General features: G+C 62.3%; 25 protein-coding genes. 5 read left to right on the forward strand and 20 right to left on the reverse strand.

Annotated elements, in window-relative coordinates:
- Positions 1–154: 154 nt before the first annotated feature.
- From CEW87_RS03585 to CEW87_RS03620, 8 genes are all read right to left on the reverse strand, one after another.
- Positions 155–1,288, reverse strand: a complete 1,134-nt coding sequence (locus CEW87_RS03585) for a deoxyguanosinetriphosphate triphosphohydrolase (protein ID WP_234421656.1) — start codon at positions 1,286–1,288, stop codon at positions 155–157.
- A complete protein-coding gene (gene aroB / locus CEW87_RS03590) occupies positions 1,285–2,367 on the reverse strand; it encodes a 3-dehydroquinate synthase (protein ID WP_108971482.1) in 1,083 nt (360 codons plus the stop codon). Before aroB ends, CEW87_RS03585 begins: the two co-directional genes overlap by 4 nt.
- On the reverse strand, positions 2,355–2,885 hold the full coding sequence (locus tag CEW87_RS03595) for a shikimate kinase (protein ID WP_108971483.1): 531 nt from the start codon (positions 2,883–2,885) through the stop codon (positions 2,355–2,357). Before CEW87_RS03595 ends, aroB begins: the two co-directional genes overlap by 13 nt.
- 86 nt (positions 2,886–2,971) lie before the next feature.
- Positions 2,972–5,077 (reverse strand): type IV pilus secretin PilQ, encoded by a 2,106-nt coding sequence (gene pilQ, locus CEW87_RS03600; protein WP_108971484.1) that lies wholly within the window; start codon positions 5,075–5,077, stop codon positions 2,972–2,974.
- Positions 5,074–5,484: a pilus assembly protein PilP gene (locus tag CEW87_RS03605; protein WP_332871694.1), complete on the reverse strand. Its 411-nt coding sequence runs from the start codon at positions 5,482–5,484 to the stop codon at positions 5,074–5,076. Before CEW87_RS03605 ends, pilQ begins: the two co-directional genes overlap by 4 nt.
- A gap of 107 nt (positions 5,485–5,591) precedes the next feature.
- Entirely contained in the window at positions 5,592–6,266 is a 675-nt protein-coding gene (locus CEW87_RS03610; RefSeq protein ID WP_108971486.1) for a type 4a pilus biogenesis protein PilO, read from the reverse strand.
- Positions 6,263–6,835, reverse strand: a complete 573-nt coding sequence (locus tag CEW87_RS03615) for a PilN domain-containing protein (RefSeq protein ID WP_108971487.1) — start codon at positions 6,833–6,835, stop codon at positions 6,263–6,265. The genes CEW87_RS03610 and CEW87_RS03615 overlap by 4 nt, the downstream gene beginning before the upstream one ends.
- Positions 6,832–7,908, reverse strand: coding sequence for a pilus assembly protein PilM (locus CEW87_RS03620; protein WP_108971488.1), 1,077 nt, complete (start codon positions 7,906–7,908; stop codon positions 6,832–6,834). The genes CEW87_RS03615 and CEW87_RS03620 overlap by 4 nt, the downstream gene beginning before the upstream one ends.
- Positions 7,909–8,090: 182 nt before the next feature.
- On the opposite strand from CEW87_RS03620, the gene CEW87_RS03625 reads away from it, so the two are divergent.
- Positions 8,091–10,502 carry a penicillin-binding protein 1A gene (locus CEW87_RS03625; RefSeq protein WP_108971489.1) on the forward strand — a complete coding sequence of 804 codons (2,412 nt, stop codon included), beginning with the start codon at positions 8,091–8,093 and terminating at the stop codon, positions 10,500–10,502.
- Here CEW87_RS03625 and cyaY read toward each other — a convergent pair whose 3' ends face one another.
- The gene (gene cyaY, locus CEW87_RS03630) at positions 10,503–10,829 is read right to left on the reverse strand and encodes an iron donor protein CyaY (RefSeq protein ID WP_108971490.1); all 327 of its coding nucleotides are present in this window, start codon (positions 10,827–10,829) and stop codon (positions 10,503–10,505) included. It lies immediately after the preceding gene.
- A gap of 45 nt (positions 10,830–10,874) precedes the next feature.
- On the opposite strand from cyaY, the gene lptM reads away from it, so the two are divergent.
- Together lptM and lysA are read left to right on the forward strand one after the other, a co-directional pair.
- Positions 10,875–11,060, forward strand: a complete 186-nt coding sequence (lptM, locus tag CEW87_RS03635; RefSeq protein ID WP_108949641.1) for an LPS translocon maturation chaperone LptM — start codon at positions 10,875–10,877, stop codon at positions 11,058–11,060.
- Positions 11,057–12,319: a diaminopimelate decarboxylase gene (gene lysA / locus CEW87_RS03640; RefSeq protein ID WP_108971491.1), complete on the forward strand. Its 1,263-nt coding sequence runs from the start codon at positions 11,057–11,059 to the stop codon at positions 12,317–12,319. The genes lptM and lysA overlap by 4 nt, the downstream gene beginning before the upstream one ends.
- Before the next feature lie 33 nt (positions 12,320–12,352).
- On the opposite strand, the gene CEW87_RS03645 is transcribed toward lysA, so the two are convergent.
- On the reverse strand, positions 12,353–12,697 hold the full coding sequence (locus CEW87_RS03645) for a hypothetical protein (protein WP_108971492.1): 345 nt from the start codon (positions 12,695–12,697) through the stop codon (positions 12,353–12,355).
- 112 nt (positions 12,698–12,809) lie between these two features.
- Between CEW87_RS03645 and dacB the strand changes: the two genes are divergently transcribed.
- Positions 12,810–14,264: a D-alanyl-D-alanine carboxypeptidase/D-alanyl-D-alanine-endopeptidase gene (gene dacB / locus CEW87_RS03650; RefSeq protein ID WP_108971493.1), complete on the forward strand. Its 1,455-nt coding sequence runs from the start codon at positions 12,810–12,812 to the stop codon at positions 14,262–14,264.
- A 43-nt stretch (positions 14,265–14,307) separates the two neighbouring features.
- Here dacB and CEW87_RS03655 read toward each other — a convergent pair whose 3' ends face one another.
- The 9 genes from CEW87_RS03655 to CEW87_RS03695 form a co-directional block, all read right to left on the reverse strand.
- Positions 14,308–14,727: a DUF4870 family protein gene (locus CEW87_RS03655; RefSeq protein ID WP_108971494.1), complete on the reverse strand. Its 420-nt coding sequence runs from the start codon at positions 14,725–14,727 to the stop codon at positions 14,308–14,310.
- 37 nt (positions 14,728–14,764) lie between these two features.
- Positions 14,765–16,255, reverse strand: coding sequence for a 4-hydroxy-3-polyprenylbenzoate decarboxylase (gene ubiD, locus CEW87_RS03660; RefSeq protein WP_108971495.1), 1,491 nt, complete (start codon positions 16,253–16,255; stop codon positions 14,765–14,767).
- Positions 16,256–16,267: 12 nt separating this feature from the next.
- Positions 16,268–17,080, reverse strand: a complete 813-nt coding sequence (pyrF, locus tag CEW87_RS03665; protein ID WP_108971496.1) for an orotidine-5'-phosphate decarboxylase — start codon at positions 17,078–17,080, stop codon at positions 16,268–16,270.
- A 27-nt stretch (positions 17,081–17,107) separates the two neighbouring features.
- On the reverse strand, positions 17,108–17,977 hold the full coding sequence (gene ubiA / locus CEW87_RS03670; RefSeq protein WP_108976905.1) for a 4-hydroxybenzoate octaprenyltransferase: 870 nt from the start codon (positions 17,975–17,977) through the stop codon (positions 17,108–17,110).
- A 40-nt stretch (positions 17,978–18,017) separates the two neighbouring features.
- Entirely contained in the window at positions 18,018–20,087 is a 2,070-nt protein-coding gene (recG, locus tag CEW87_RS03675; protein ID WP_108971497.1) for an ATP-dependent DNA helicase RecG, read from the reverse strand.
- 15 nt (positions 20,088–20,102) lie between these two features.
- Positions 20,103–20,483 (reverse strand): RidA family protein, encoded by a 381-nt coding sequence (locus tag CEW87_RS03680; protein ID WP_108949650.1) that lies wholly within the window; start codon positions 20,481–20,483, stop codon positions 20,103–20,105.
- Positions 20,484–20,686: 203 nt separating this feature from the next.
- Positions 20,687–21,121: a flagellar assembly protein FliW gene (fliW, locus tag CEW87_RS03685; protein ID WP_108971498.1), complete on the reverse strand. Its 435-nt coding sequence runs from the start codon at positions 21,119–21,121 to the stop codon at positions 20,687–20,689.
- A 59-nt stretch (positions 21,122–21,180) separates the two neighbouring features.
- Positions 21,181–21,744, reverse strand: a complete 564-nt coding sequence (locus tag CEW87_RS03690; RefSeq protein WP_108971499.1) for an SPOR domain-containing protein — start codon at positions 21,742–21,744, stop codon at positions 21,181–21,183.
- A complete protein-coding gene (locus tag CEW87_RS03695) occupies positions 21,741–22,322 on the reverse strand; it encodes a DUF2802 domain-containing protein (protein ID WP_108971500.1) in 582 nt (193 codons plus the stop codon). The genes CEW87_RS03690 and CEW87_RS03695 overlap by 4 nt, the downstream gene beginning before the upstream one ends.
- Positions 22,323–22,458: 136 nt before the next feature.
- On the opposite strand from CEW87_RS03695, the gene CEW87_RS03700 reads away from it, so the two are divergent.
- Positions 22,459–23,244, forward strand: coding sequence for a YdcF family protein (locus tag CEW87_RS03700; protein WP_108971501.1), 786 nt, complete (start codon positions 22,459–22,461; stop codon positions 23,242–23,244).
- Between the two features lie 62 nt (positions 23,245–23,306).
- On the opposite strand, the gene CEW87_RS03705 is transcribed toward CEW87_RS03700, so the two are convergent.
- A complete protein-coding gene (locus CEW87_RS03705; RefSeq protein WP_108971502.1) occupies positions 23,307–24,107 on the reverse strand; it encodes an enoyl-CoA hydratase in 801 nt (266 codons plus the stop codon).
- Positions 24,108–24,132: the final 25 nt, after the last annotated feature.

Here is a 24,132-nt window from a genome sequence, read left to right on the forward strand (position 1 = left end):
CGGACACAAAAAAGCCGGGCGCGCGGGCACCCCGGCTTGCACGATCGACTATCTAACAGCCAATCACTACGAACACATCAAACGGATGCTCGAATATACCCTCGCAAAACGCTCGATTCAAGCGTTTTTTGCAGTGCGGTAAAGCTATGACAAATCAGTGTATTTCGCCGACAGCGAAGAGCCGGCGATGCTCTTTCATCGCGTAGCGATCTGTCATCCCGGCGATATAGTCGGCAATCGCCCTCGGCTTGTCGGTCTGCGCCTTGGTTTGATACTGCGGCGGCAGCAGGCGAGGATCCGCCATGAACGCCGAAAACAGATCGCCAATGATGCGACGCGCCTTGTCAGTCATGCGCAGCACCTGATAGTGCCAGTACAGATTTTCGCGCAGAAAGACCTTCAGCGCCTGCAGACGAGGCCACTGCTCGGCCGAGTAAGACACCAGCCGCGGCGCAAGCCTCACTTCATCAAGCGTACTCACCCCGGCATCCACAATGTTCCGACGCGTTTGAGCGATCAGGTCCAGCGCCATGCTATCCACCATGCGCCGGATCGTTTCATGAATGAGCTTGCGTCCGTTCAGCCCCGGCCAGCGCGCCTCGACAGCACGCCTGTGGTCCGCAAACACCGGCACTTCATCGAGCTGCTCCATGGTAATCAAGCCCGATCGCAAACCGTCATCGACATCGTGGTTGTTGTAGGCAATCTCGTCAGCAAGATTTGCCAACTGCGCTTCGAGAGAGGGTTGAGTGCCATCAAGAAAGCGCTTTCCAAGTTCGCCCAATTGCTCCGCATTCGGACGCGAGCAGTGCTTCAGCACCCCCTCGCGTGTTTCGTACATCAGGTTGAGCCCGTCGAAGGCCGCGTAGTGCTCTTCGAGCAGGTCGACCGTGCGCAACGACTGCAAGTTGTGCTCGAACCCGCCATAAGCTTTCATGCAGGCATTGAGCGCATCCTGACCCGCATGACCGAAAGGCGTGTGCCCGAGGTCGTGAGCCAGCGCAATCGCCTCGGCGAGATCCTCGTTCAAGCACAGCGCGCGTGAAATGCTGCGCGTGAGCTGGGCAACCTCGATGCTGTGGGTGAGGCGCGTGCGAAACAGGTCGCCCTCGTGATTGACGAAGACCTGTGTCTTGTACTCAAGACGCCGAAACGCCGTGGAGTGAATCACCCGATCGCGGTCGCGCTGAAAGTCCGAGCGCCCGCTGGGTGGCGGCTCATCGTGCTGGCGTCCGCGGCTGTTTCCGACCGTTACGGCGTAGCTCGCCAGCCCGCTTTCCTGACTCACGGGCACCGGGCCTCGATAGCCGCAGCAAGGTCGGTCGCGGGCGAATCAGCATGCATGACTGCCTTGCCGAGCCCACGCAACAGGACCAGACGCAAGCGCCCGGCCTCGACCTTTTTGTCATGCGACATCAAGTCGAGATAGCGCTCCACGCCAAGCTTCGGCCCGGTCACCGGCAATCCCGCTCGGCAAAACAAGGTTTCGATGCGCGTAAGCTCGGCGGCACTCAGCCACCCGAGGCGCAGCGAGAGCTCCGCTGCCATCATGGTACCGATCGCCACGGCCTCGCCATGCAGACACACCCCGTAACCGAGACCAGCCTCGATCGCATGCCCGAAGGTATGGCCCAGGTTGAGCAAGGCACGCTCACCCTGCTCAGTCTCGTCTGCCGCGACCACCTCGGCCTTGTTGCTGCAGGAGCGCTCGATCGCAAAGGCCAGGGCCTCCGGATCGCGCTCAAGCAGTCGGTCGAGATTGGCTTCAAGCCATTCCAGAAACTCGTGGTCGCGAATCAATCCGTACTTGATAACCTCCGCGAGACCAGCGGCCAGTTCGCGGGGCGGCAGTGTATTAAGCACGGAGGTATCTGCGAGCACCAGTCGTGGCTGATAGAAGGCACCAATCATGTTCTTGCCGAGCGGATGATTGATTGCAGTCTTGCCACCTACCGAAGAGTCCACCTGAGCAAGCAAGGTGGTGGGGACCTGAATGAATGGCATGCCGCGCTGGTAGCAGGCAGCTGCAAATCCGCCCATGTCGCCCACGACGCCCCCGCCAAGCGCAATCAGCGTGGTAGAGCGCTCACAGCGGTCTCCGAGGAGTGCATCGAATATCAGATTGAGGGTTTGCCAGTCTTTGTGACGTTCGCCATCGGGCAGCACGACCGCGCTCACCCCTACGTCCAGCGCTTCGAGTCCGGACTGCAGTCGCGCGAGGTAAAGCGGCCCAACCACGTCGTTGGTGACGATCACCACGCGTCGCGTCTTGAGGTGAGGAAGAATCAATTCGGGACAATCAAGAAGACTGCCGCCGATGTGAATTGGATACGCCCGGGCACCGAGCGCCACATTCAGTGTTCGCATGAAGTCTTATCCAGAGTAGCAAGCGCCTTCTCGATCTGACGCACCATGGCGCCGGGGTTTCCGCGACCGCCATCAACCACCAGGTCTGCAACTTCACGATAGAGCGGATCACGGATGCGGTGAAGCTCCTCGATCCGCTGACGCGGATTCTCAACCCGCAGCAACGGCCGGTTGCGATCATGGCGCGTGCGCTCCCAGAGAATCTGGGGTGGGACGTTCAGGTAGATCACGATACCCCGCTGCGTGAGCAAAGCCCGGTTTCCGGCGTCAAGCACCACGCCACCACCCGTAGCCAGAACGAGATCCGTCTCAAGCGTGAGCTCGTCAAGCGCCTGCGCTTCGCGCCGACGAAAGCCGTCTTCACCCTCAATTTCAAAAATGGTGGGTATGGTGACCCCTGTACGCGCAACGATCTCATGGTCGCAATCGGCAAAGCGCATCCTTCTGCGCTTTGCAAGCTCGCGCCCTACAGTCGTTTTTCCGGCACCCATCATGCCGATCAGTATCAGACAAGTCACACGAATATCGCCGGCTTCAAATGTACGAAAGGGCGGCGACCCCCATGGAGTCACCGCCCCCGAATTGTAGCAGCAGCCGAACCGGCTTATCGGAGCGTCAGCGAATCTGTAACGATTCGTGGTGTCACGAAGATCAGCAACTCACTCCGCTCTGAAACCGTGCTGGTACTCCTGAACAAGCCCCCCACGACAGGAAGCTCGCCAAGGAATGGGACGCGATCAACACCCTTGGTTTCCTCTTCCAGATAGATCCCGCCAATCACGACCGTTCCGCCATTCTCGACCAGAACTTCGCTTTTGATGTTCTTGGTCTCAATCGGCGGCACGTTGAGAAGCGCATCCTCATAAGCAGGACGATCCTTATTTACCTGGATTGCCAGTTGCAGACGCCCGTCAGGCGTAATCTGCGGCTTGACCTTGAGTGAAAGCACGGCCTTCTTGAAGGAAACACTCGTTGACCCGGAACTGCTCGCCTCAAGGTAGGGAATTTCCGTACCCTGCTCGATTGACGCCTCTACCTGGTTCGCAGTCAGGATTCGCGGACTGGAGATCACACGCCCACGGCCGTCCGACTCCAGCGCCTGCAATTCGAGATTCAGGAATCGGGTGAGCGAACTGTTGAACAGACTGAGATTGACCGAGCCATAGCCTGAAGGCAAGTACCCGGTTCCGCTCTGAGCCAGCCCCGGCGTGAAGGTGTTCGAAGTCGTACCAACTGACGAGGACCCGAATCCAAGCTTTGCTCCGCCCCCCAGATTCACCGCCTTGTTGTTGCCAAGACCGAGCCGCACGCCGATATCCCTGGAAAAGGTTTTGGAGGCCTCTACAATCCGCGCCTCAATCAAGACCTGCTTCGGCGCAACGTCGATTTCTCCCACCAGCTTGCGCAACATTGCCAGGCGCGAGCCGATATCAGTCACGAAGACCTTGTTGCTCCGCTCATCCACGACGACGCTACCGCGCTTGGAGAGCATCGTCTGATCCTTGCTCTTCAGGAAGTCGAAGATTTCCTTCGCCTTGTGGTAATTGATCTGAAAACTTTCCGTCTGCAGCGGCTCAAGATCACTGATCTGCGCCTTGGCTTCGAGCTGGAGCTTTTCGCGTGCAGCAAGCTCGTCACCCGGAGCGATCCAGATCACATTGCCACTCTTTCGCATGTCCAGACCCTTGGCCTGAAGGATGATATCCAAGGCCTGGTCCCAAGGAACATCCTTCAGCCGCAGGGTCAGATTTCCCTGAACCGAATCAGAGGTGATGATGTTGAAGTTCGTGAAGTCGGCAATGACCTGCAGCACTGAACGCACATCGATATTCTGGAAGTTGAGCGACAGCTTCTCGCCCTGATACTGACCACGCGTACCTTGAACCAGCTTGTTCGGATCTTCGATGACGCGTTTCACCTCAAGCACGAACTGGTCGTCACTCTGGTACGCGTTGTGCTCCCAAAGTCCATTCGGGGTCACCACGAGACGGACATTGTCGCCCTGCTGTTGCGCCATCATGCCGGTAATCGGCGTCGCGAAGTCAGTCACATCAGACTTGCGGCGCAGATGCTCAGGCAGCGTGGTCTTGAGGAATTCGACGACGAGATTGCCACCCTGCTGCCGGATGTCGATACCGGTTTCTGCGCTGGAGAGCTGAACAAAAACACGCCCTTCGCCGTCCTTACCGCGCCGAAAATTGATGTCGCGGATGCTCTTTCCACCACTGATGGCAGGATTTGCCGTCGCGAAATTGGCATATGCCTGCTCTCCGACAGTTTGCGTGGTCTGAACATTGACCGGCGTGAGCGCGATGATGACGTTACGCCCCTCGACCCGGGTCTCGTAGGGCGACATCTTCACCAGATTGAGCACCAGACGGGTACGCTCACCGGCCTGAACAATATTCGCGCTGCGAAGATCCCCACGCTCGATCGTCTGCACATTGCGCCCGAGCGCATTCGCCGTTGCCGGAAAATCAAAGGCAATCCGCGCTGGATTCGCGACACTGAAACTTGCCGGAGGCGCAGCAAGCGGCTCCTTCATAGCGAGCCGGACATAGATTGCCCCCCCTTGCTCAGCAACCTCAAGCGCTTCGATGCGGTTGGACGCCACCTGAGCCACACCCGATTCCTGCGCAAACACAGTGCCCATTGGCATCAGCACTGTGGCCACCGCTGCGAGCAGCACCGTTCCGATTCTATTCTTCATTTTCCGGCCTCCTGCCGCTCCTGCAACTGCAGCGAACTGGCGCGCTCAACCCAGTCACCATTTACATCCTCAACCAGCTCACGCAGTTCGACCGACGAATCGGTCACCGCAGTAATCACGCCATAATCCTGCCCGAGATAATTACCCGCCTTGACGCGATAGAGTGATTTATCCGCCTGTATCAGGGCCTGCGAAACCTTGTCCTGAGTCAGGACACCCACCATGCGCAGACTTTCCAGCGGATACGCTTCCAGCGGCTCACGCCTGCGATCGGGGTCCGGGCGCAACCCACCACCGCCGTTCTTGCGCTCGGGCTCGATCCGCGACGCCTTGAAAGGCTCAATGAGCGCAGCGGCTGCGTAATCAACAACTGAAAAAACCTTGATTTCAGGCAGCGGCTTGACCACCCCGCGCATGCCTGCGGATTGCTCCGCCATCCACGACTGAATGTCCTCTTGGTCGTCCGCACATCCGGCAAGTGCAATACAACTGATGAGAAGCGCTAATTTCCTCATCATTTCTTCCCCTGCGCAGCCTTGGCTGCCTGTCGCTTCTGAGCCACCTCTTCTTCGTCCAGATAACGATAGGTGGTGGCCCTGGCGTCAAGCTTCAAACGCCCTTCCGCAGCAGCATCAAGCGAGATGTTATTCAGCGTGACGATCCGGGGCATGCGGGCAACATCGCTCGCAAACTCGCCGAGATCGTGATATCCGCCCGTCACCCTGATTTCAATGGGCATCTCGGCGTAAAACTCCTTCACCTGGTCGCTACCCGGCTTGAAGAGCTCGAACAGCAGACCACGCCCCAACCCGGCCTGGTTGATGTCGGACAGAAGTGAATCCATCTCGGCACGATTGGGCAGTTGCTTGAGCAGCGCGCCGAACTGCCGGTCAATCTCGGCAAGCTGACGCTTGTGTTCATCAAGGTTGACCGCGAGCCGCTTCTTGCCAACCCAGTCCTGGCGCAACTGCTGCTCTTCGACCTCGCGCTGCTCCAGCAGAATTCCCTGATCGCTCCAGTCGAACCACCAGGCGGCGGCGATGGTCGCAACGAACAGGAATACGAAAACTGCAACACGCGGCGCAAGCGGCCAAACACCCGGATCATTCGGATCAAGATTCTGGAAATCCTGCTGCAAGCGCTGAAAATCAATGCCGCGAAGTCCGGAAAGCACATCTTTGGACGTCATTGAGCACCTCCCTGGGCGTTCTCTGCCGACGGGGGCGCAATACCAATATTCAGGATGAACTCGCTGACCCTGCGATTATTCACAGTGGCAGACTTGACTTCAACCAGCCCGGGATTCTGCAAAAAAGGGGACTCGTCAAGGCTGCGCATCAGGGTCGAAACCCGCGCATTCGACTGTGCATAGCCGACCAGCGTGACCTGCTGCGCGGACTGCTTCACCGATTTGAGATACACCCCGTTTGGCATCTTCCGCGCCAACTCGTTGAACAGATGCACCGTTTCGGCCCGACTGCTCTGCAGCGCTTCAATGACCTGCTTGCGCGCCAGCAGCGAATCAATCTGCTCGCGAAGGCGCCGAATCTCAACGATCTCTTCGTCGAGCTTCACGATTTCCGCCTTGATGAAAGCGTTCTTGGTTTCCTGGCGCTCAATGTAGCCGGCGTAAACTGTGTGCACCAGCAGGGCAATCGCGGCGCCGAGCAACACCATGGCGCCCGAGAGCGTATAAAACTGCTGACGCCGCTCCTTTCGCTTTTCCTCGCGATGGGGCAGCAGGTTGATCCGGATCATGCGTCGAATCTCCGCAAAGCCAGCCCACACGCGACCATCAACGACGGTGCATCAGCCAGCAGATTCTTGGGACGGACCTTCGAGGACAGCGCCATCCCCGCAAAGGGGTTGGCCACAATGGTCTCGACCTGAGTCCGGCCGCCCACGACTTCGGCAAGACCCGGCATGACCGCGCAACCGCCAGCAAGGACTAGATGGTCGACCTGGTTGTACTGAGTCGAAGTGAAGAAAAACTGCAATGCGCGCGAAACCTCAAGCGCAAGACTGTCCATGAACGGGCGCAACAGGTCACGCGCATAGTCATCCGGGAGACTTCCCGAACGCTTGGCGGCCTCAGCCTCATCCACGCTCATTCCGTACTGCCGCGCAATGTCCTGGGTCAGCTGGCTACCGCCAAAAGCCTGCTCCCTTGCGTAAACCTGATGCCCGTCGCGCAGCACAGCCACATTCATGGCCGAAGCGCCGATATCGATCAGGGCGACCACCTTCCCGGCGCCACCACCCGGCAACTGCCGGCTCACCAGTTCAAAGGAAGACTCGACTGCGAGTGACTCGACGTCGAGCACCACCGCCTTGAGGCCGCAAGCCTGCGCGACGGCGACCCGGTCTTCGACCTTCTCCTTACGCGACGCGGCAATCAGCACCTCGACTTCGCCGGGGCTACCGCCGGCGGGACCGACGACCTGGAAGTCGAGATTGACCTCGTCGAGGGCGAACGGAATGTACTGATTAGCCTCGGACTCGACCTGGAGCTCCATTTCCTGCTCGCGCAGACCGTCCGGGAGAATGATTTTCTTGGTGATGACGGACGAAGCAGGCAAGGCCATGGCCACATTCTTCACGCCTGGGCCGAAGCGCCGGACGAGGCGCTTGACGCCTTCAGTAACGGCATCAAGGTTGGCGATATTGCCATCGACCACAGCATCGCGCGGCAGGGGCTCGATCGCGTAGCGTTCAACGCGAAAGCCGCCTTTCTCACTCTCGACGAGCTCCACCATCTTCACGGATGAAGAAGAGATATCCAGCCCTGCGAGCTGTCGCGCCTTCGAACCGAATATTGAGAAGTCAATCACAAAGAAAACCCTTAAATTTCTTTATGTTAGGCGCCAATGCTGAATAAGGCTCTCAAATCCTAGCAACAAGCGCACGAGGTGTAAAGCAATTTGCATCAATTTGCATCAACGGCCTCGCAAGGAGGCGTCCGCAGTTTTCGCCTTATATAATGCGCGCCTATTCCACTTTCCCGGACAAATAAATGCGCTGGGTTCTCTACCCCGTCGCCGCACTCACGGCCCTGGTGACGCTCGGGCTCGCGACGCTGGCAGCAATTTCCATCCTGGCCTGGCCCAACCTGCCTTCACTGGAAGTGCTGACCGACTACCGTCCGCGGGTCCCGCTCCGCATCTACACTGCCGACGGCCATCTTATCAGCGAATTCGGCGAGGAACGCCGCTCGGTAGTGAAGATCGAAGACGTTCCAGCCATTCTAAAGCACGCAATTCTTGCCGCTGAGGACGAACGCTTCTATGAGCACCCCGGCATCGACCCGATTGGCATCGCCCGTGCGGCGCTGGCAAACCTTACCTCAGGCGGACGCGGCCAAGGTGCGTCAACCATCACGATGCAGGTCGCGCGCAACTTTTTCCTGTCGCGCGAAAAAACCTACAACCGCAAGCTCTACGAGATCCTGCTGGCGCTGAAGATTGAACGCAATCTGAGCAAGGACCAGATTCTGGAGCTGTACATCAACCAGATCTACCTCGGGCAGCGCGCCTACGGTTTCTCGGCAGCCGCACGTGCGTACTTCGGGAAGCCGCTGAGCGAGATCAGCCTCGCCGAGGCCGCAATGCTGGCCGGCCTTCCCAAAGCCCCGTCTGCATACAATCCGATCGCGAACCCCTCTCGCGCGACCCTGCGCCAGCATTACGTGCTGCGCCGGATGGTCGAGGCCGGGTTCAGCGACAATGCGAGCTATCAGAAGGCGCTCAAGGAGCCTCTGCGCACTCAGACCGGCAGCGTGGCGCGCAACGGCGGCAACAGCACCCCGATGCATGGCGACTACGTTGCTGAGATGGCACGCCAGATTGCGGTCGAACAGTTTGGCGAAGAGGCCTACCAGCTCGGCATCAAGATCGTCACGACCATTACCCGCGATGACCAGGAAGCGGCTTACGCTGCGCTGCGCAAGGGGGTGATGGATTACGACCGGCGCCACGGCTATCGTGGCCCCGAGCGCTTCGTTGAGCTTCCACAGGGCGCAGATGCTGAAGCGCTGGACGACATCCTCGCCGACTCCAGCGATCACGACGACCTCCTTGCCGCGGTCGTTCTTGAAGCATCGCCTTCGGGCGTCAAGGTGTTCCGCCGCGGCGAAACCTACGACATCACGGGCGACGGACTGCGCTTTGCTGCGCCCATGCTCAGTGAAAAATCGCCGCAAACCCGACGCGTCCGTCGCGGCGCGGTAATTCGCATCCGCAGCATGGAAAAGCAGGGCTGGGAAATCGCACAACTGCCGGAGGTCGAGGCTGCACTGGTCTCGGTCGACCCTCATACCGGGGCAGTACGCGCCCTCGTTGGCGGCTTCGACTTCAACAGCAACAAATACAACCACGTCACCCAGGCGCAGCGCCAGCCGGGGTCGAGCTTCAAGCCCTTCATCTATTCGGCGGGACTGGAGCGGGGATACTCCCCAGGCACCCTGATCGAGGACGAGCCGCTCTACTTCCCTGCCGGCGTCACCGGCAGCCAGGCGTGGGAGCCAAAGAACTATGACGGCAAGTTCGCAGGGCTGATGACGCTGCGCGAAGCGCTCGCACGTTCAAAGAACATGGCTTCGATCCGGCTGCTGCAGAACATCACCCCGGACTATGCGCAGGACTACATCGGCCGCTTCGGCTTCGACCCCGCGCGCAATCCGCCCTATCTGACCATGGCACTGGGCGCCGGATCGGCAACCCCGTGGGAAATGGCGACCGCGTACTCCGTGTTTGCCAACGGCGGTTACAGAATCGACCCTTACATCGTGAAGGAGATCCACGATGGCAATGGCAAGCTGATCGCAAAGATCGACCCGCCCGTGGCCGGCGAGAGTGCGCCCCGCGTCATTGACCCGCGCAATGCGTGGCTGATGGATTCGATGCTGCAGGACGTTGTACGCCGCGGCACGGGCGCGCGCGCGCGCAGCCTCAATCGTGGTGACATTGCCGGCAAGACGGGTACGACCAACGACTACCTCGACGCCTGGTTCTGCGGCTACAGCCCGGATCTTGTAGCCATCTCCTGGATGGGTTTCTCACAGCCAAAGAACATGGGGCGTGGAGAAACCGGCGGCGCAGCCGCACTGCCGATCTGGATCAACTACATGCGTGCAGCACTCAAGGGCGTACCGGAAAAGTCGCTCGCGCGCCCCGAGGGCCTGCTGAGCGCGCCCGTGGCCGACGGCAGCGTGGAGGATTTCTACTATGCCGAGAACGAGCCCCCGGCGCTGAAGCCCGAACCCGACTGGCTGGAGCAACTCTTCTCGAGCCACACCCCGGTTCTCGAAGCCCCCGAAGAGGCGATTCCGCCTGTGGCGCCGGCGCCCAAGCCCGCCCCCCGGCCGGTGCCACAAATGCAGCCGCCGGCCCCGGTCGTCGATCGCATGCCGACGCCGATACGGCGCTGATCAGGCGCTAGCGCTCAATACCACCTGCTCTCCCGACTGTTCGCTGACAACGCGGGAGAGCAGCGCATAGAGCTCTGCCCCATCGCGCCCTGCGATCCAGCCTCCGTTTTCAGGACGGAAGTGGAAGCCGCCGGATTTCGCGGCCACCCATATCTCCCGCGCAGCGGTGTGACGATTGATGATGACCTTGCTGCCGTTGTCGAACTCCAGCTCAAGAATGCCTCCCGGCTTGAGCTCGATATCCATGTCCACCCCGCACGCTTCAAGTGCAGACTCGATTTTTGCCAGCTCGGCTTCTGCCAGAGCATTGAATGCGGATTCTTCCATGCCGACTCCTTCTGTTAGCATTCCGTTTTTTATCGAAGAACGGCCATGCGAGCGATGATTCCCGCGGTAGCGCTGATCAGCGCACTGCTCCTGTCCGCCTGCGGCATCAAAGGGCCGCTCTTTTTGCCCGAAAAGCCTCAGGCAGAACAGTCCGGCAACACCGAAAAGGCGGCTGGCAATAATAGCAAACCCGATTTCAATCCCGCCTCGATTCCGACCACAAGCAGATGAGCAAGACCTTCCCCATCCCGACCCTGCGCCGCGTGCAAGGCGAGCTGATCCTCGAGGACGTGGCCCTGACGACCGTCGCCGAGCGCTTCGGCACGCCGGTCTACGTCTATTCACGCGCTGCACTGGTTAGCGCCTTCGAAGCCTATCGCAATGCCTTGCAGGGACGTCCTGCGCTGGTGTGCTACGCAGTCAAGGCCAACTCCAACCTCGGCGTGCTGTCGGTGTTTGCCGCACTGGGCGCCGGTTTCGACATCGTCTCCGGTGGAGAGCTTGCCCGCGTCATCGCCGCCGGTGGCGATCCGGCCAAGGTGGTGTTCTCCGGCGTCGGCAAGACACGCGCAGAGATGCGCCAGGCACTCGAAGCCGGCATCCGTTGCTTCAACGTCGAGTCGGCAACCGAACTTGACCGGCTCAACGACGTTGCGGCGCAGCTTGGCAAGTTCGCTCCGATCGCCCTGCGGGTGAATCCGGACGTCGACCCCAAGACCCACCCTTACATCTCCACCGGCCTGAAGAGCAACAAGTTTGGCGTCGCCTTCGACGAAGCACTCGACCTCTATCGTCGTGCAGCCTCCCTGCCAAATCTTGAGGTCAGCGGCATTGCCTGCCATATCGGCTCGCAACTGCTTGACCCGGCTCCGATGGCCGAAGCGGCGGCAAAGGTGCTCGGACTTGTCGATCAGCTCGCTGCCGAAGGCATCCGCCTCGATCATATCGATCTTGGCGGCGGCCTCGGCATCCGCTATGACGACGAAACGCCGCCAGCGATCGCAGACTATCTTGCCCCGCTGCTGAAGGTTTTCGAAGGCCGCGCCGAAGAGCTGTGCTTCGAACCGGGCCGTTCGCTGGTGGGTAACGCAGGACTGCTGCTCACCCGGGTCGAGTACCTGAAGCCCGGAGAGGAAAAGAACTTCGCCATCGTCGATGCGGCGATGAACGACCTCGCGCGTCCGGCGCTATACGACGCCTATCATGAGACGGTTGCAGTGATCGAGCGCGACCAGCCCGCCCAAAGCTACGACGTTGTCGGCCCGATCTGCGAAAGCGGCGACTTCCTTGCCCGCCAGCGCGAGCTTGCGATCGAAGAGGGTGACCTGATCGCGCTGTTGTCAGCTGGTGCTTATGGCATGACCATGAGCTCGAACTACAACACGCGCGGCAGGGCAGCTGAAGTCATCGTCGATGGCGACAAGCTGCACCTTGTGCGCCAGCGCGAAACGATCGAATCGCTCTTCGCCCTGGAGCAGGTCCTGAGCTGAAGCATGCTGGGTGAGCGTTCGCCACGCGAACGCTCAATTCGAAGAGCCGGCTCCCAGGCGTGCCGACTCTTCGTACAAGGCACGCCCGAACGCCTTCCAGGCCGGGCCGCCTTGGGTGTGCACACCGACCTGCGCGCTCTGACGCATCGTGTCGAGCATCATTTCCGAGAGCGCAAACAGCTCCCCCCTGCCCCGCGCTTTCGCATCATGATTGCGCAGCAAACCCAGACGGCAGTCTGTGGTGCACGTCAGTGCCTCGTGCGCCAGCGCGCGCATTGTCGCCGGGTCCTGCCAGTCAAGGCCAATCAACAACCCGCGCTTGAATATCTCGCGTTCAAGCTCCAGTGCTGTCCGGGCGAAATGCCCAAATCCGCTCATTGGTCCACACCCAGTCCAAAGCGGGCTACTAGAATGATGTCTTGTAGCCGCAAATTAATCGAACGATCATTCTAACTCCGAATTACCCTGCACCGCAGCACGCCTCTATCCAATGTCAGCAAGCACCGCTTCGAAACCACGCCCTTTTGTCATCCTGAGCCTTGTTCTTGCCTGCCTGCTGAGCGCCGTCGATGCGCGAGCGGCAGGTGAAGAGACGCTCCCGTCCAGTGTCCGGCAGGCGCTCGATCAGGCCAGAGTACCGGCGGACGCGGTCGGCATCTGGGTACAGGCCGTGGATTCAGACACGCCAGCACTTGCGATCAATGCCGATCAGCCAATGAACCCGGCCTCGGTGATGAAACTGGTGACGGCTTTCGCCAGTCTGGAGTACTTCGGCCCCTCCCACACCTGGCAAACCCGGATCTCCAGCACCGGCACCGTGCGCAACGGCGTGCTGCAGGGCGATCTCTACATCGTTGGCGGCGGCGATCCGGTGCTGAGCTACGAACGGGCGTGGAAGCTGCTCAGGCGACTGCGCGCGCTTGGCGTGGACACGATCACCGGCGACATCGTGCTCGACGGCTCCGTGCTCAGGCTCCCAGCGCACGATCCGGATGCATTCGACGGGCGCGGGCTTCGCCCGTACAACAGCGGCCCCTACGGCCTGTTGCTGCACTTCAACACCCTTCAACTCGCGCTTTTTCCGGGCAACGGCCCCAACGACGCAGTCACGGTGGCCAGCGAGCCGCCACTCAACGGCGTCGTCATCGACAACCGCCTGCAGACCTCGGGAGCCAGCTGCGGCGTGTGGTACCGCGATCTTGAGGCTCGTGTCGAGCCCGGTCCTCGCCTGGTCTTGAGCGGCAGCCTTCCAGCCAGCTGCGGGCCACGCAACTGGAGCGCCGCCCCCCTCCCGCCCGAGGACTTCAGCACCGCAACGATCGCCGGCCTGTGGAAGGAAGTGGGCGGGCAGCTGCAGGGGCAGGTACGTAGCGGAACGGCGCCGCGCGAGGCCCGTCCGCAGCTTGTAGACGACTCGCCCGCGCTCGCCGAAATCGTGCGTGACATGAACAAGTGGTCGAGCAACGTCATCGCCCGCCAGCTCCTCGCCAACCTGGGCAGCACCAACGCAGACGGGGTAGCGGACATGGTTGCAGCGGGCGCTCAGGTCGCCACTGCACAACTGGCGGCCGCGGGCGTACAGACTGCCGGCCTCGTGATCGAGAATGGTGCCGGCCTGTCGCGAATCGAACGCGTTCGTGCAGATAGCCTGGGTCAGTTACTGATCGCGGCCTGGCAGCGCCCCTGGATGGCCGAGTTTATTGCCGCATTGCCGATTGCCGGCGAGGACGGGACGGCTCGCAAGCGACTTGTCGGCAGCCCTGCTCGCGGCCAGGCGCACATCAAGACCGGCACCATCAACGGCGTGCGGGCCATCGCGGGCTATGTGCTCGACCACGACGGACGGCGCCATGTCGTCGTGATGCTGGTGAATCATGCGGAAGCCGCCAGCACACGTGCAGCACAGGACGCCCTGCTCGAATGGGTATGGGCGGGCGGTCGTTGAACTGATGGAGCAGACCGTTGCGCCGAAATCCGGCGCAACGGCTTCAATCCATTGGCAGGGATTCCCGCTGTGAAAGCGCCCACCAGCCCCGCACCACGCGGTACAGCACCCACAGACTGGTGACCCCAAGGGCCAGCAGGCCGAAGGGCAGGCCAATGATGGTCATGATCATCACCACCGCCACCATCACCCACAGCACGGCGAACCAGAAGGTGCGGATCTGCCAGCGGAAATGACTCTCGAGCCAGGTATCACGCACGGCGCCCTGCTTCACGTAGTTGATGATCACGGCCGCGATCGACGGCACGCTGGCAATGAAACTGCCAAGAATCGTGGCCGACCCGACCACCCCGGTGAAGACTGCAAAGGCGTGCAGGGCGTAGATCAGGTGCGTGAGCGTGACCAGATTTTCAGTCGGCTGCCCGGGCTGAAGCGGAGCTGCGGTGTAATCGGATTGGGCCATCAGGTCATCCTTGCGTCATGCGTCAGTTTTCAGGGCATCACAGGCCAAGTTCGGGCCACATCGCGTCGACGCGTTGCTTGACCGCGTCGTCCATGACAATCGGACGCCCCCATTCGCGATTCGTTTCACCTTCCCACTTGTTCGTTGCATCCAGCCCCATCTTGCTGCCCAGCCCGGCGACCGGTGAAGCGAAGTCAAGGTAGTCGATCGGGGTGTTGTCCACCAGCGTGGTGTCACGGGTGGCATCCATCCGGGTGGTCAGCGCCCAGATCACTTCCTTCCACTCGCGGATATTGACGTCATCGTCCACCACGATGATGAACTTGGTGTACATGAACTGGCGCAGAAAGCTCCAGATCCCGAACATCACGCGCTTGGCGTGCCCCGGATACTGCTTGCGAATCGACACCACTGCGAGGCGATAGGAACAGCCCTCGGGCGGCAGGTAGAAATCAGTGATCTCCGGATACTGCTTCTGCAGCAGGGGGACGAAGACCTCGTTCAGCGCAAGCCCGAGCATGGCCGGCTCGTCGGGCGGCTTGCCGGTGTAGGTCGAGTGATAGATCGGCTTGCGCCGCGTGGTGATGCGTTCGACAGTGAACACCGGGAAGTCGGAGACCTCGTTGTAGTAGCCGGTGTGGTCGCCGTACGGCCCCTCCGGCGCCATGTCGTCCGGGTGGATCACGCCCTCGAGCACGATCTCGGCCGAGGCCGGCACCTGCAGGTCGGAGCCGACGCAGCGCACCAACTCGGTTTTCGACCCGCGCAACAGACCGGCAAACTGATATTCGGAAATCGCATCTGGCACCGGCGTCACCGCGCCGAGGATGGTGGCCGGGTCGCAGCCGAGCACCACCGCAACCGGGAAGGGCTCGCCCGGATGCGCCAGTTTGTGCTCGCGGAAATCGAGTGCTCCGCCACGATGTGCCAGCCAGCGCATGATGACGCGGTTCGGCCCCAGCACCTGCTGGCGATAGATGCCGAGATTCTGGCGCTTCTTGTGCGGACCGCGCGTCACCACCAGGCCCCAGGTGATCAGCGGTGCGGCGTCGCCCGGCCAGCAGTGCTGGATCGGCAGCCGACCGAGGTCGACATCCTTGCCCTCCCACACCACTTCCTGGCAGGGCGCAGAGCGCACCTCTTTCGGCGACATGTTCATGACCTGCTTGAGCACAGGCCATTTCTCCCATGCATCCTTCAGGCCTTTTGGTGGCTCGGGCTCCTTCAGGAAGGCCAGCAGCTTGCCGACTTCACGCAATGGCGCCTGCCAGTCGCCCTCCGTGAGGTCTTCGCCCATGCCATAGGCCACCCGCTCGGGCGTGCCGAAGAGGTTGGCAAGCACCGGCATGTCCTGCGGCACCCCACGGGTCACCGGCTTTTCGAACAACAGTGCAGGCCCGCCGGCACGCAGCACGCGGTCGGCAATCTCGGTCATCTCGAGATGGGTATCCACCGGGACGCTGATGCGCTTGAGCTCTCCGCGCGCCTCGAGCTGGGTGATGAAGTCGCGCAAGTCGTGGTATTTCATGCCATTCCCGTATCAGCGCTGCGCGTTGATGGCGTCGCGTGTCTCGAGCGCCACCCTGCGTGCTTCGGCAGCGAAGTCCTCGCCCTTGCCCGCATACAGGATCGCGCGCGAGGAGTTGATCATCAGTCCGCAACCATCTGCAGTGCGCCCGGCCTGCATGGTGGCAGCAATGTCGCCGCCCTGGGCACCGATGCCCGGCACCAGCAGGGGCATGTCGCCCGTCAGTTCGCGCACGCGCGCGATCTCGGCCGGGAAGGTCGCGCCGACCACCAGACCGCAATTGCCGCTTGCGTTCCAGTCTTCCGCCACCAGACGCGCAACGCGCTCGTACAGCTTTTCACCACCGACATCGAGAAACTGCAGGTCGGAGCCACCGGGATTCGAGGTACGGCACAGCAGGATCACGCCCTTGTCCGGGTAGGCCAGATAGGGGTCGACCGAATCACGCCCCATGTAGGGATTGACCGTGATCGCGTCGGCACGGAAACGCTCGAAGGCTTCGACCGCATATTGTTCGGCGGTGCTGCCGATATCGCCGCGCTTGGCATCCAGCACCACGGGCGTGTCCGGATGGCGCTCATGAATGTGATCGATCAGCGCTTCGAGCTGATCCTCGGCACGGCGCGCAGCGAAGTAGGCGATCTGTGGCTTGAAGCAGCAGGCGAGGTCGGCCGTCGCATCGACAATCTGCTTGCAGAACTCGAAGATCGCATCCGGCCTGTCCTGCAGGTGCACGGGAAAACGGGCAGGATCGGGGTCGAGGCCGACGCACAGCAGGCTGTTGCGCTGCTGCCAGGCGCCCTTGAGGGCGGTCATGAAGTGCATGGTGAATTCCGGGTCAGGGCTGCCGGGTCAGAGCCGGCGCAGCAGGTCGTCGACAAGGACACCACAAAAGATCGCGGCGCCCAGCCAGTTGTTGTGGCGAAAGGCCTTGAAGCAGTCGGCGCGTTCGCGATGGCGGATGAGGGTAAAGTGATAGAGCGCAATGCCTGCCGCAGCCAGCAGGCCAAGGTAGAACGCCGACCCGCGCGCCGTCTCCACGCCCACCCAGGCCAGCAGACACAGGGCGATGGCGTAGCACAGCATCACCGCAGCGACGTCAAAACGGCCGAAGGTGATGGCGGACGTCTTGATACCGATCTTGAGGTCGTCCGGGCGGTCGACCATTGCATATTCGGTGTCGTAGGCCACGGCCCAGAAAATGTTGGCCAGCAGCATCACCCAGGCCACCACCGGCACTTCGCCAAGCACCGCAGCGAACCCCATCGGGATGCCGAAGCCGAAGGCAATCCCGAGATAAGCCTGCGGAATGGCGAGAAAGCGCTTGGTATAGGGGTAACTGCCGGCAAGAAACAGTGCCGGGACGGATAACCAGATCACCAGTGGCTGCAGGGGCAGGACCAGCATGAAGGCGAGGAGCGCCAGTCCGCCGGCAAGCAGCAGCGCTTCGCGGGTGCTGACCGCACCGGTGGCGAGCGGTCGCAGGCGGGTACGTTCGACGTGGCCGTCGAAATCACGGTCGGCATAATCGTTGATCACGCAACCGGCCGAGCGCATCAGCAGTGTGCCAAGCGCGAAGATCAGCAGGATGTGCAGCGGCGGAACGCCGTCGGCCGCAAGCCATAGCGCCCACAGGGTGGGCCATAGCAGCAACAGGGTACCGATGGGCTTGTCGAGCCGCATCAGGCGAAGGTAATGGGGGAATCGGTCGGCTAAGGTCATCGGATCAAAGCGGGTTCGCGCAGCGCGCATTTTACCCGGATCAGGCCCGCAGCAGGCCTTCGCGTCCGCCCACCCAGCGCGTGAGCAGCCGCTCGGCGAGCTTCGGCTCGCGTGCGAGCATGCGTTCGGCCAGCGCACGCGCCGGCTCGATCAGGTCGTCATCCTCTTCGAGGCTGGCGAAGCGCAACAGCGGCACCCCGCTCTGGCGCGCGCCGACGAACTCGCCCGGCCCACGGATGTGCAGGTCCTCACTGGCGATCACGAAACCGTCCGTCTGCTCGTAAATCACCTTCAGCCGTGCCCGCGCGGTTTCAGACAGCGGCTGGGCGTAGATCAGGATGCACACCGACTCCGCCGTCCCGCGCCCGACGCGGCCGCGCAACTGATGCAACTGGGCAAGGCCGAAGCGCTCCGCATGTTCGATCACCATCAGGCTGGCATTGGGCACATCGACACCGACCTCGATCACCGTGGTCGCCACCAGCACCTGCAGCTCTCCGGCAGCAAAGGCTGCCATTGTTGCCGCCTTCTCGTCTGCCTTCAGGCGCCCATGAATGAGGCCGACCTTCAGCTCCGGCAGGTCGGCGGACAGCATCTCGAAGGTATCCACCGCGGTCTGCAGCTGCAGCGCCTCGGACTCCTCGATCAGGGGGCACACCCAGTAGGCCTGACGCCCCTCGAGACAGGCATCGCGGACACGGCCCACCACTTCGTCACGCCGGCCGTCGGACACCAGACGGGTACGAATCGGCGTGCGTCCCGGCGGCAGTTCATCGAGCACCGAGACGTCGAGATCAGCATAGTGGGTCATCGCCAGCGTGCGCGGGATTGGCGTGGCGGACATCATCAGCATGTGCGGACGCTGCCCGGCCTGCCCCTTTTCACGCAGCGCCAGACGCTGGCGCACACCAAAGCGGTGCTGCTCGTCTACCACGGCCAGCGCCAGTTTAGGCATTGCCACCGGGTCTTCGATCAGCGCATGGGTGCCGACCGCAAGCAGCAACTCGCCGCTGTGCAGACGCGCAAGCTCCACCTCGCGTTCACGCTTCTTGCGACTGCCCGACAACCAGGCCACTTCGATGCCCAACGGCGCCAGCCAGTCGTGCAGCTTGCGGAAATGCTGCTCGGCAAGGATCTCGGTGGGCGCCATCAGGGCCGCCTGCCAACCATTCTCGGCCGCTTGCAGCATCGCAAGGGCGGCGACAACCGTCTTCCCGCTGCCGACATCGCCCTGCAGCAGCCGCTGCATCGGATGCGCCGCGGCAAGATCGGCGGAGATCTCGGCGACCGCACGCTGCTGCGCACCGGTCAGGCTGAATGCAAGCTGCCCGAGCAAGGCCTGCGTCAGCTGCCGGCGTGGCGGCAGACTTGCCGCCCCCAGCGCCCGGCGGGCGTTATAGGCCCGGCGCAGCGACAACTGCTGAACCAGCAACTCCTCGAACTTGATTCGCCGCCAGGCCGGGTGCTCGCGGTTTTCCAGTGCAGCGGGGTCGGCGTCTGGCGCGGGGTGATGCAGGGCACGCACTGCCTCTGCAAAGCCCGGCAAACCGAGGCGGTTACACACGGCAGGCGGAATCGGATCGTCCAGCGCGACGGTTCGAAGCGCCAGATCGATCAGCTTGCGCAGTGTCGCCTGCCCGACGCCGGCCGTGGTGGGATAGACCGGCGTCAGTGCCTCAGGCAAGGACTCCCCCCGCTCCACCGGACGCAGGCGCGGGTGCACCATCTCGTCGCCAAAAAAGCCGCCGCGCACTTCTCCGAACAGGCGCACGCTGCGCCCGACAGACAGCTGCTTTTGCTGCGAAGGGTAGAAATTGAGCCAGCGCGCCACCAGCGTGCCGGACGCATCGCGCACGCGGGCAACCAGTTGCCGGCGCGGACGGAGCGTAACTTCGCAGGAGATAACCTCGCCCTCGATCTGGGCAGGGAAACCATGGCGCGCGTCGACGATGGGCGTCAGCCGGGTCTCGTCTTCATAACGCAGCGGCAGATGCAGGATAAGGTCTTCCTGCCGATAGAGATCGAGCTTTGCCAACCGCCCCGCCAACTGCCCGCCAACGCCCGGCCAACCCTGCGCGGGCGAGCGCCCGCCCGGTTCTCGCGAACCCACGTGCGGTGCTGTCGCTCAGCCCAGCACGAGGATGGCGTCGGCCTCGACCACCGCACCGCGCGGCAATTCCTTGACGCCGACGGCTGCGCGCGCCGGATAGGGCTCGGCAAAGTAGCGCGACATGACTTCGTTCACGGTGGCGAAATTGGACAGGTCTGTCAGGTAGATCGTGAGCTTGACCGCGTCGGCGAGCGAACCGCCCGCAGCCTCGGCAACCGCCTTGAGGTTTTCGAACACACGAACGGTTTGAGCCTCGAAGCCCTCGACCATCTGCATCGTTGTCGGGTCCAGCCCGATCTGACCGGAGCAATAAACGGTGCTGCCGGTCTTTACCGCTTGCGAGTAGGTACCGATGGCAGCGGGTGCGCTGGGCGTGGAGACGATGGAACGGCTCATGACTGAATCCCTGAAAAGATGAGTGTAGGCGGATTCTAACCTGTGCAGAGCAGGTGAAACCCCGGTTCGACGCGGGCGCTGGGGGCAAAGGACATCGCCACGCGAAGCCCGCGCTCACGCGACGGCCGGTGCCTGGGGTCGCACCCCCGACAGCGAAAGGCGACAGCGCCCCAAAGTGTGGGGCGCTGCCTGCCGTTCGACACTTACGCCTGTGCGCGCAGCAGAATATCGCAACCCAGCTTGTTGATGACCTTCTGCATGCCGCGACGCGCACCGACGTTGATCACCAGCGGTGCCATGAAGTTTGCGCGCAAGCCAGCAGTAGCGGGATCGTCCCCATCCTTGCGCACGATGATGGCGACAAGGGCGTCCTCCGGCCGGTCGAGCTTAAGGATGGCCAGTTCTTCGTCCGACAAGGGGAATTCGTAATTGATACCGAACTGCTCGGGCCCGGTCAGGGAGAACGCCACTTCGGGGTCGTCCGCACTTTGCAGCATGAACACGGTTGCCTCGGCCCCCTCCTCATGCACGAGCACGAAACGGTGACACGCCTCGAAGCCGGGCAAGCCCTGCGGAAACTCGATCAGTTTGTCGTCGGATACTTCGAACACGCCCAACACCGGGCTTTCGATCTTCATGTGTCTCTCCTCCCTTGTTTCGATGTATTTGCCAGCCGCAATCAGCGCTGTTGCCGGCTTCACTTGCTCTTGCGCGGCGGCACCAGGATGCCGGTTGCCAACCCCTCGCGTTTCAGCCGCGCGCGCGCCGCTTCCGCAGCCGCCTTGTCGGGAAACGGTCCGACCACGACCCGGCCCTCGACATGCGCCGGCAGCCCCCTTGCCGCCACATCGGCGCGCAATCCGTCAGCATTATCCATGGAGCCGAACACGCCCAGCTGCACCAGATAGCCATTTGCCAGCGGAACGGATACCTTCTTCTCGACAGGCGGCGGTGCTGACGCTGTCACGACCTGCGTCAGCGGCAATGGATCGCTCTCCGCCTTGACGTCCGCTGGCTTGATGTCAGCTGATTCGGTTTCAGGCACTACGGCAGCGGTTTCGACCGGCAGCACCGGCTGTATGGCCTGCGCCGCCAGCGGAGCCTGCACCGCCATTGTGGCCGGGGCCGCCTCAGGCGTACGACCATCCTCAAACATCAGCACGGCAAGCAGCAACGCCACAGCAACCCCGCTCGCCAGCCCGGCCCGCTTCAGCGCACGGCTACGCTGCAAGCGGACCTGATCTGCAGTCATTGTGCTCATACGCCGCCCTCAAGCTCGCCACGCGCAGCCAGCGACACGACCAGTTCCGCCTCTGCCCGGGTAATGCCGCAGCGCGCAGCCACCTCCTCAACCGACAAGCCCCGTCGCGCCAGCACCAGCGCCTCGCTGTACTCCGGCGAAGCGCTCTGGCCAGCACTGTCTTCGAAGGCGTTTGAAACGGCCGGCGGCGCATCCAGGAGGCGCTGCACAGTTTCGTGCAGCGCACCGATCTCGCCCTGCTGCACGTCAAGCGCCGCGCGCAAGGCGCCCACTTCGCGCCGCAGGCGCTGCAACTCGAGTTCCAACGCAAAGGTATCGGGCCGCTCTGCGGCAGGCGCCTCGGGGGCCGGCGGCGCAGCTGGCGCCACGACGTCTGACGGCAAGGGCGCGTAGTTGAAATCCGAATCGTCGTCGTCCTCATCTTCCGCAGCGGTCGAATCGGCCTTCAAGGCAGCGGCCGCCGGCGGCGACGCAGCTTCAGCGCGGCCGCGTCCGGCGAGCAGGGCGCGCAGCAGTTGCCAGGCACCGTAGATCAGCAGTGCGGCGATCAACGCCCAGACAAGTTGGCGAAATCCCATGACGACTCAGGGAAGCACGAGAACGGAGACAGGAAGGACGGAGACCGCCAGCCGGCACTGCATGGGCATGAGCTTGAAACCGCGGGAATGGAATTGCACTGATAATACTGGGCACGACACCAGAGGACAAACACGAATGGATTTCGACACCGCGATTGCCCTGTTCTGGCTCAAGAAGCTGGTCTCGGTACTGATTCTGCCGCCACTGATGCCCTTTGCACTGATCCTGATCGGCCTGCTGATGGGCCGCCGTCGGCCGCGTAGCGGACGAACGCTGGTATGGACAGGACTGGTCAGCGGTCTGTTGCTGATCACGCCGGCGCCAGTCGGTCTGCTGCTTGAGCCACTCGAGCCACGGCAGCCCGTGTCGCTGTCAGCGGCCGCCGACGCTCAGGCAATCGTCATTCTGGGGGGTGGGCGCATGAGCAATGCGCCGGAATACGGTGGCGACACCGTCAACCGCATCACGCTTGAACGCCTGCGCTACGGCGCCAGACTTTCACGTCAGACCGGTTTGCCGATTCTGGTGAGCGGGGGCGCACCGAGCGGGGAGATCCCCGAGGCAATTCTGATGAAAGGCAGCCTTGAGGAAGACTTCGGCGTGCGGGTCCGGTGGACCGAGCCCTCCTCGCTCGACACCCGGCAGAATGCACGTTACTCGGCCGGGCAGCTCAAGGCTTCGGGCGTGACCCGCATCCTGCTGGTCACACACGCCGCACACATGCGCCGAGCGCGCGCCGAATTCGAGGCGGCTGGAATGCAGGTCAGCATCGCTCCGACGGCATGGCTGGGGCCACGCCCGCTTGGAAACCCTGTCGACGAAGAGGTCCTGCCGAACCTGCCCAGTGCCAGCTCGGCTTACGCCGCCTGGTTTGCGGTACACGAGTGGGTGGGGCTGCTGGCCTATCGCCTGTCACGCTGAACATACCGTCGGAGGACGCCTGTGGCGAGACAGCTTGAAACCGTCTCGCCCCGTCGAGAGATTTACGCGCCCTTGAATACCGGCTTCCGCTTCTCGAGAAAGGCGGTCACGCCCTCGGCAAAATCCTCGCTCCCGCCGCAACGACCGAACGCCAGCGCCTCACTATGCAATTGGGATTCGAGCTGGCTGTCGTGGGACATCGCCAGCAGGCGCTTGATCTCGCCATAGGTCTGCAACGGGCCGGACCTGAGGCGCGCGCATAGCTTGCCGGTTTCGGCATCGAGACTGTCGGCCGGCACGCTGCGCGTGATCAAGCCGAGCCGCAGCGCCTCGGCTGCATCGAAGCGGTCCCCCAGCAACAGCAGTTCGGCCGCCTTGCGCCGACCGACGATACGCGGCAGAAAATACGACGCACCACCATCACCGGACAAGCCGATTGCGGCATAGGCGGTGGTAAACACGGCGCTGTCTGCACTCACGACGAGGTCGCACCCCATCATCAGGGTGAGGCCAAAGCCGGCGCAGGCACCACGCACCTTGGCTATCACCGGCTGGTCGAGCCCTTGCAGGGTCTCTACCGTCGGGTTGATGTACTGCTCGATCATGGCCCGGAAAGTGGCCTGGCGCGCCTCTGGAGAAAGATTGAGATGGGTGGCAAAGTCCTTCAGGTCGCCGCCGGCCATGAAGTGATCTCCTGCCCCGGTAATGACCACGACGGCAAAGTCCTTGCGTCCCGCCAGATCATGCGCCGCGGCGGCTAAATCCTGCATCATTTCCACCGACAGCGCATTCAGGGCCGCAGGACGGTTGAGGGTCAGGGTAGCGACGCCATCGGCGACGTCGAGCAATACGGTTCCGGCCATGCTGTCTTCCTCTTGTATTTCGGGC

The organism is Parazoarcus communis, assembly GCF_003111665.1.
Classification (GTDB): domain Bacteria; phylum Pseudomonadota; class Gammaproteobacteria; order Burkholderiales; family Rhodocyclaceae; genus Parazoarcus; species Parazoarcus communis_B.

Excerpts from the sequence above, each read along its gene's own strand:
- CEW87_RS03655 (WP_108971494.1), bottom strand. The coding sequence starts at position 14,727 with ATGGCCCAATCCGATTACACCGCAGCTCCGCTTCAGCCCGGGCAGCCG.
- CEW87_RS03690 (WP_108971499.1), bottom strand. The coding sequence starts at position 21,744 with ATGAGCACAATGACTGCAGATCAGGTCCGCTTGCAGCGTAGCCGTGCG.
- pyrF (WP_108971496.1), bottom strand. The coding sequence starts at position 17,080 with ATGCACTTCATGACCGCCCTCAAGGGCGCCTGGCAGCAGCGCAACAGC.
- CEW87_RS03695 (WP_108971500.1), bottom strand. The coding sequence starts at position 22,322 with ATGGGATTTCGCCAACTTGTCTGGGCGTTGATCGCCGCACTGCTGATC.
- CEW87_RS03680 (WP_108949650.1), bottom strand. The coding sequence starts at position 20,483 with ATGAGCCGTTCCATCGTCTCCACGCCCAGCGCACCCGCTGCCATCGGT.
- CEW87_RS03700 (WP_108971501.1), top strand. The coding sequence starts at position 22,459 with ATGGATTTCGACACCGCGATTGCCCTGTTCTGGCTCAAGAAGCTGGTC.
- CEW87_RS03625 (WP_108971489.1), top strand. The coding sequence starts at position 8,091 with ATGCGCTGGGTTCTCTACCCCGTCGCCGCACTCACGGCCCTGGTGACG.
- CEW87_RS03610 (WP_108971486.1), bottom strand. The coding sequence starts at position 6,266 with ATGACGTCCAAAGATGTGCTTTCCGGACTTCGCGGCATTGATTTTCAG.
- CEW87_RS03645 (WP_108971492.1), bottom strand. The coding sequence starts at position 12,697 with ATGAGCGGATTTGGGCATTTCGCCCGGACAGCACTGGAGCTTGAACGC.
- CEW87_RS03705 (WP_108971502.1), bottom strand. The coding sequence starts at position 24,107 with ATGGCCGGAACCGTATTGCTCGACGTCGCCGATGGCGTCGCTACCCTG.
- aroB (WP_108971482.1), bottom strand. The coding sequence starts at position 2,367 with ATGCGAACACTGAATGTGGCGCTCGGTGCCCGGGCGTATCCAATTCAC.
- ubiA (WP_108976905.1), bottom strand. The coding sequence starts at position 17,977 with ATGACCTTAGCCGACCGATTCCCCCATTACCTTCGCCTGATGCGGCTC.
- lptM (WP_108949641.1), top strand. The coding sequence starts at position 10,875 with ATGCGAGCGATGATTCCCGCGGTAGCGCTGATCAGCGCACTGCTCCTG.
- pilQ (WP_108971484.1), bottom strand. The coding sequence starts at position 5,077 with ATGAAGAATAGAATCGGAACGGTGCTGCTCGCAGCGGTGGCCACAGTG.
- lysA (WP_108971491.1), top strand. The coding sequence starts at position 11,057 with ATGAGCAAGACCTTCCCCATCCCGACCCTGCGCCGCGTGCAAGGCGAG.
- fliW (WP_108971498.1), bottom strand. The coding sequence starts at position 21,121 with ATGAAGATCGAAAGCCCGGTGTTGGGCGTGTTCGAAGTATCCGACGAC.
- CEW87_RS03615 (WP_108971487.1), bottom strand. The coding sequence starts at position 6,835 with ATGATCCGGATCAACCTGCTGCCCCATCGCGAGGAAAAGCGAAAGGAG.
- dacB (WP_108971493.1), top strand. The coding sequence starts at position 12,810 with ATGTCAGCAAGCACCGCTTCGAAACCACGCCCTTTTGTCATCCTGAGC.
- cyaY (WP_108971490.1), bottom strand. The coding sequence starts at position 10,829 with ATGGAAGAATCCGCATTCAATGCTCTGGCAGAAGCCGAGCTGGCAAAA.
- ubiD (WP_108971495.1), bottom strand. The coding sequence starts at position 16,255 with ATGAAATACCACGACTTGCGCGACTTCATCACCCAGCTCGAGGCGCGC.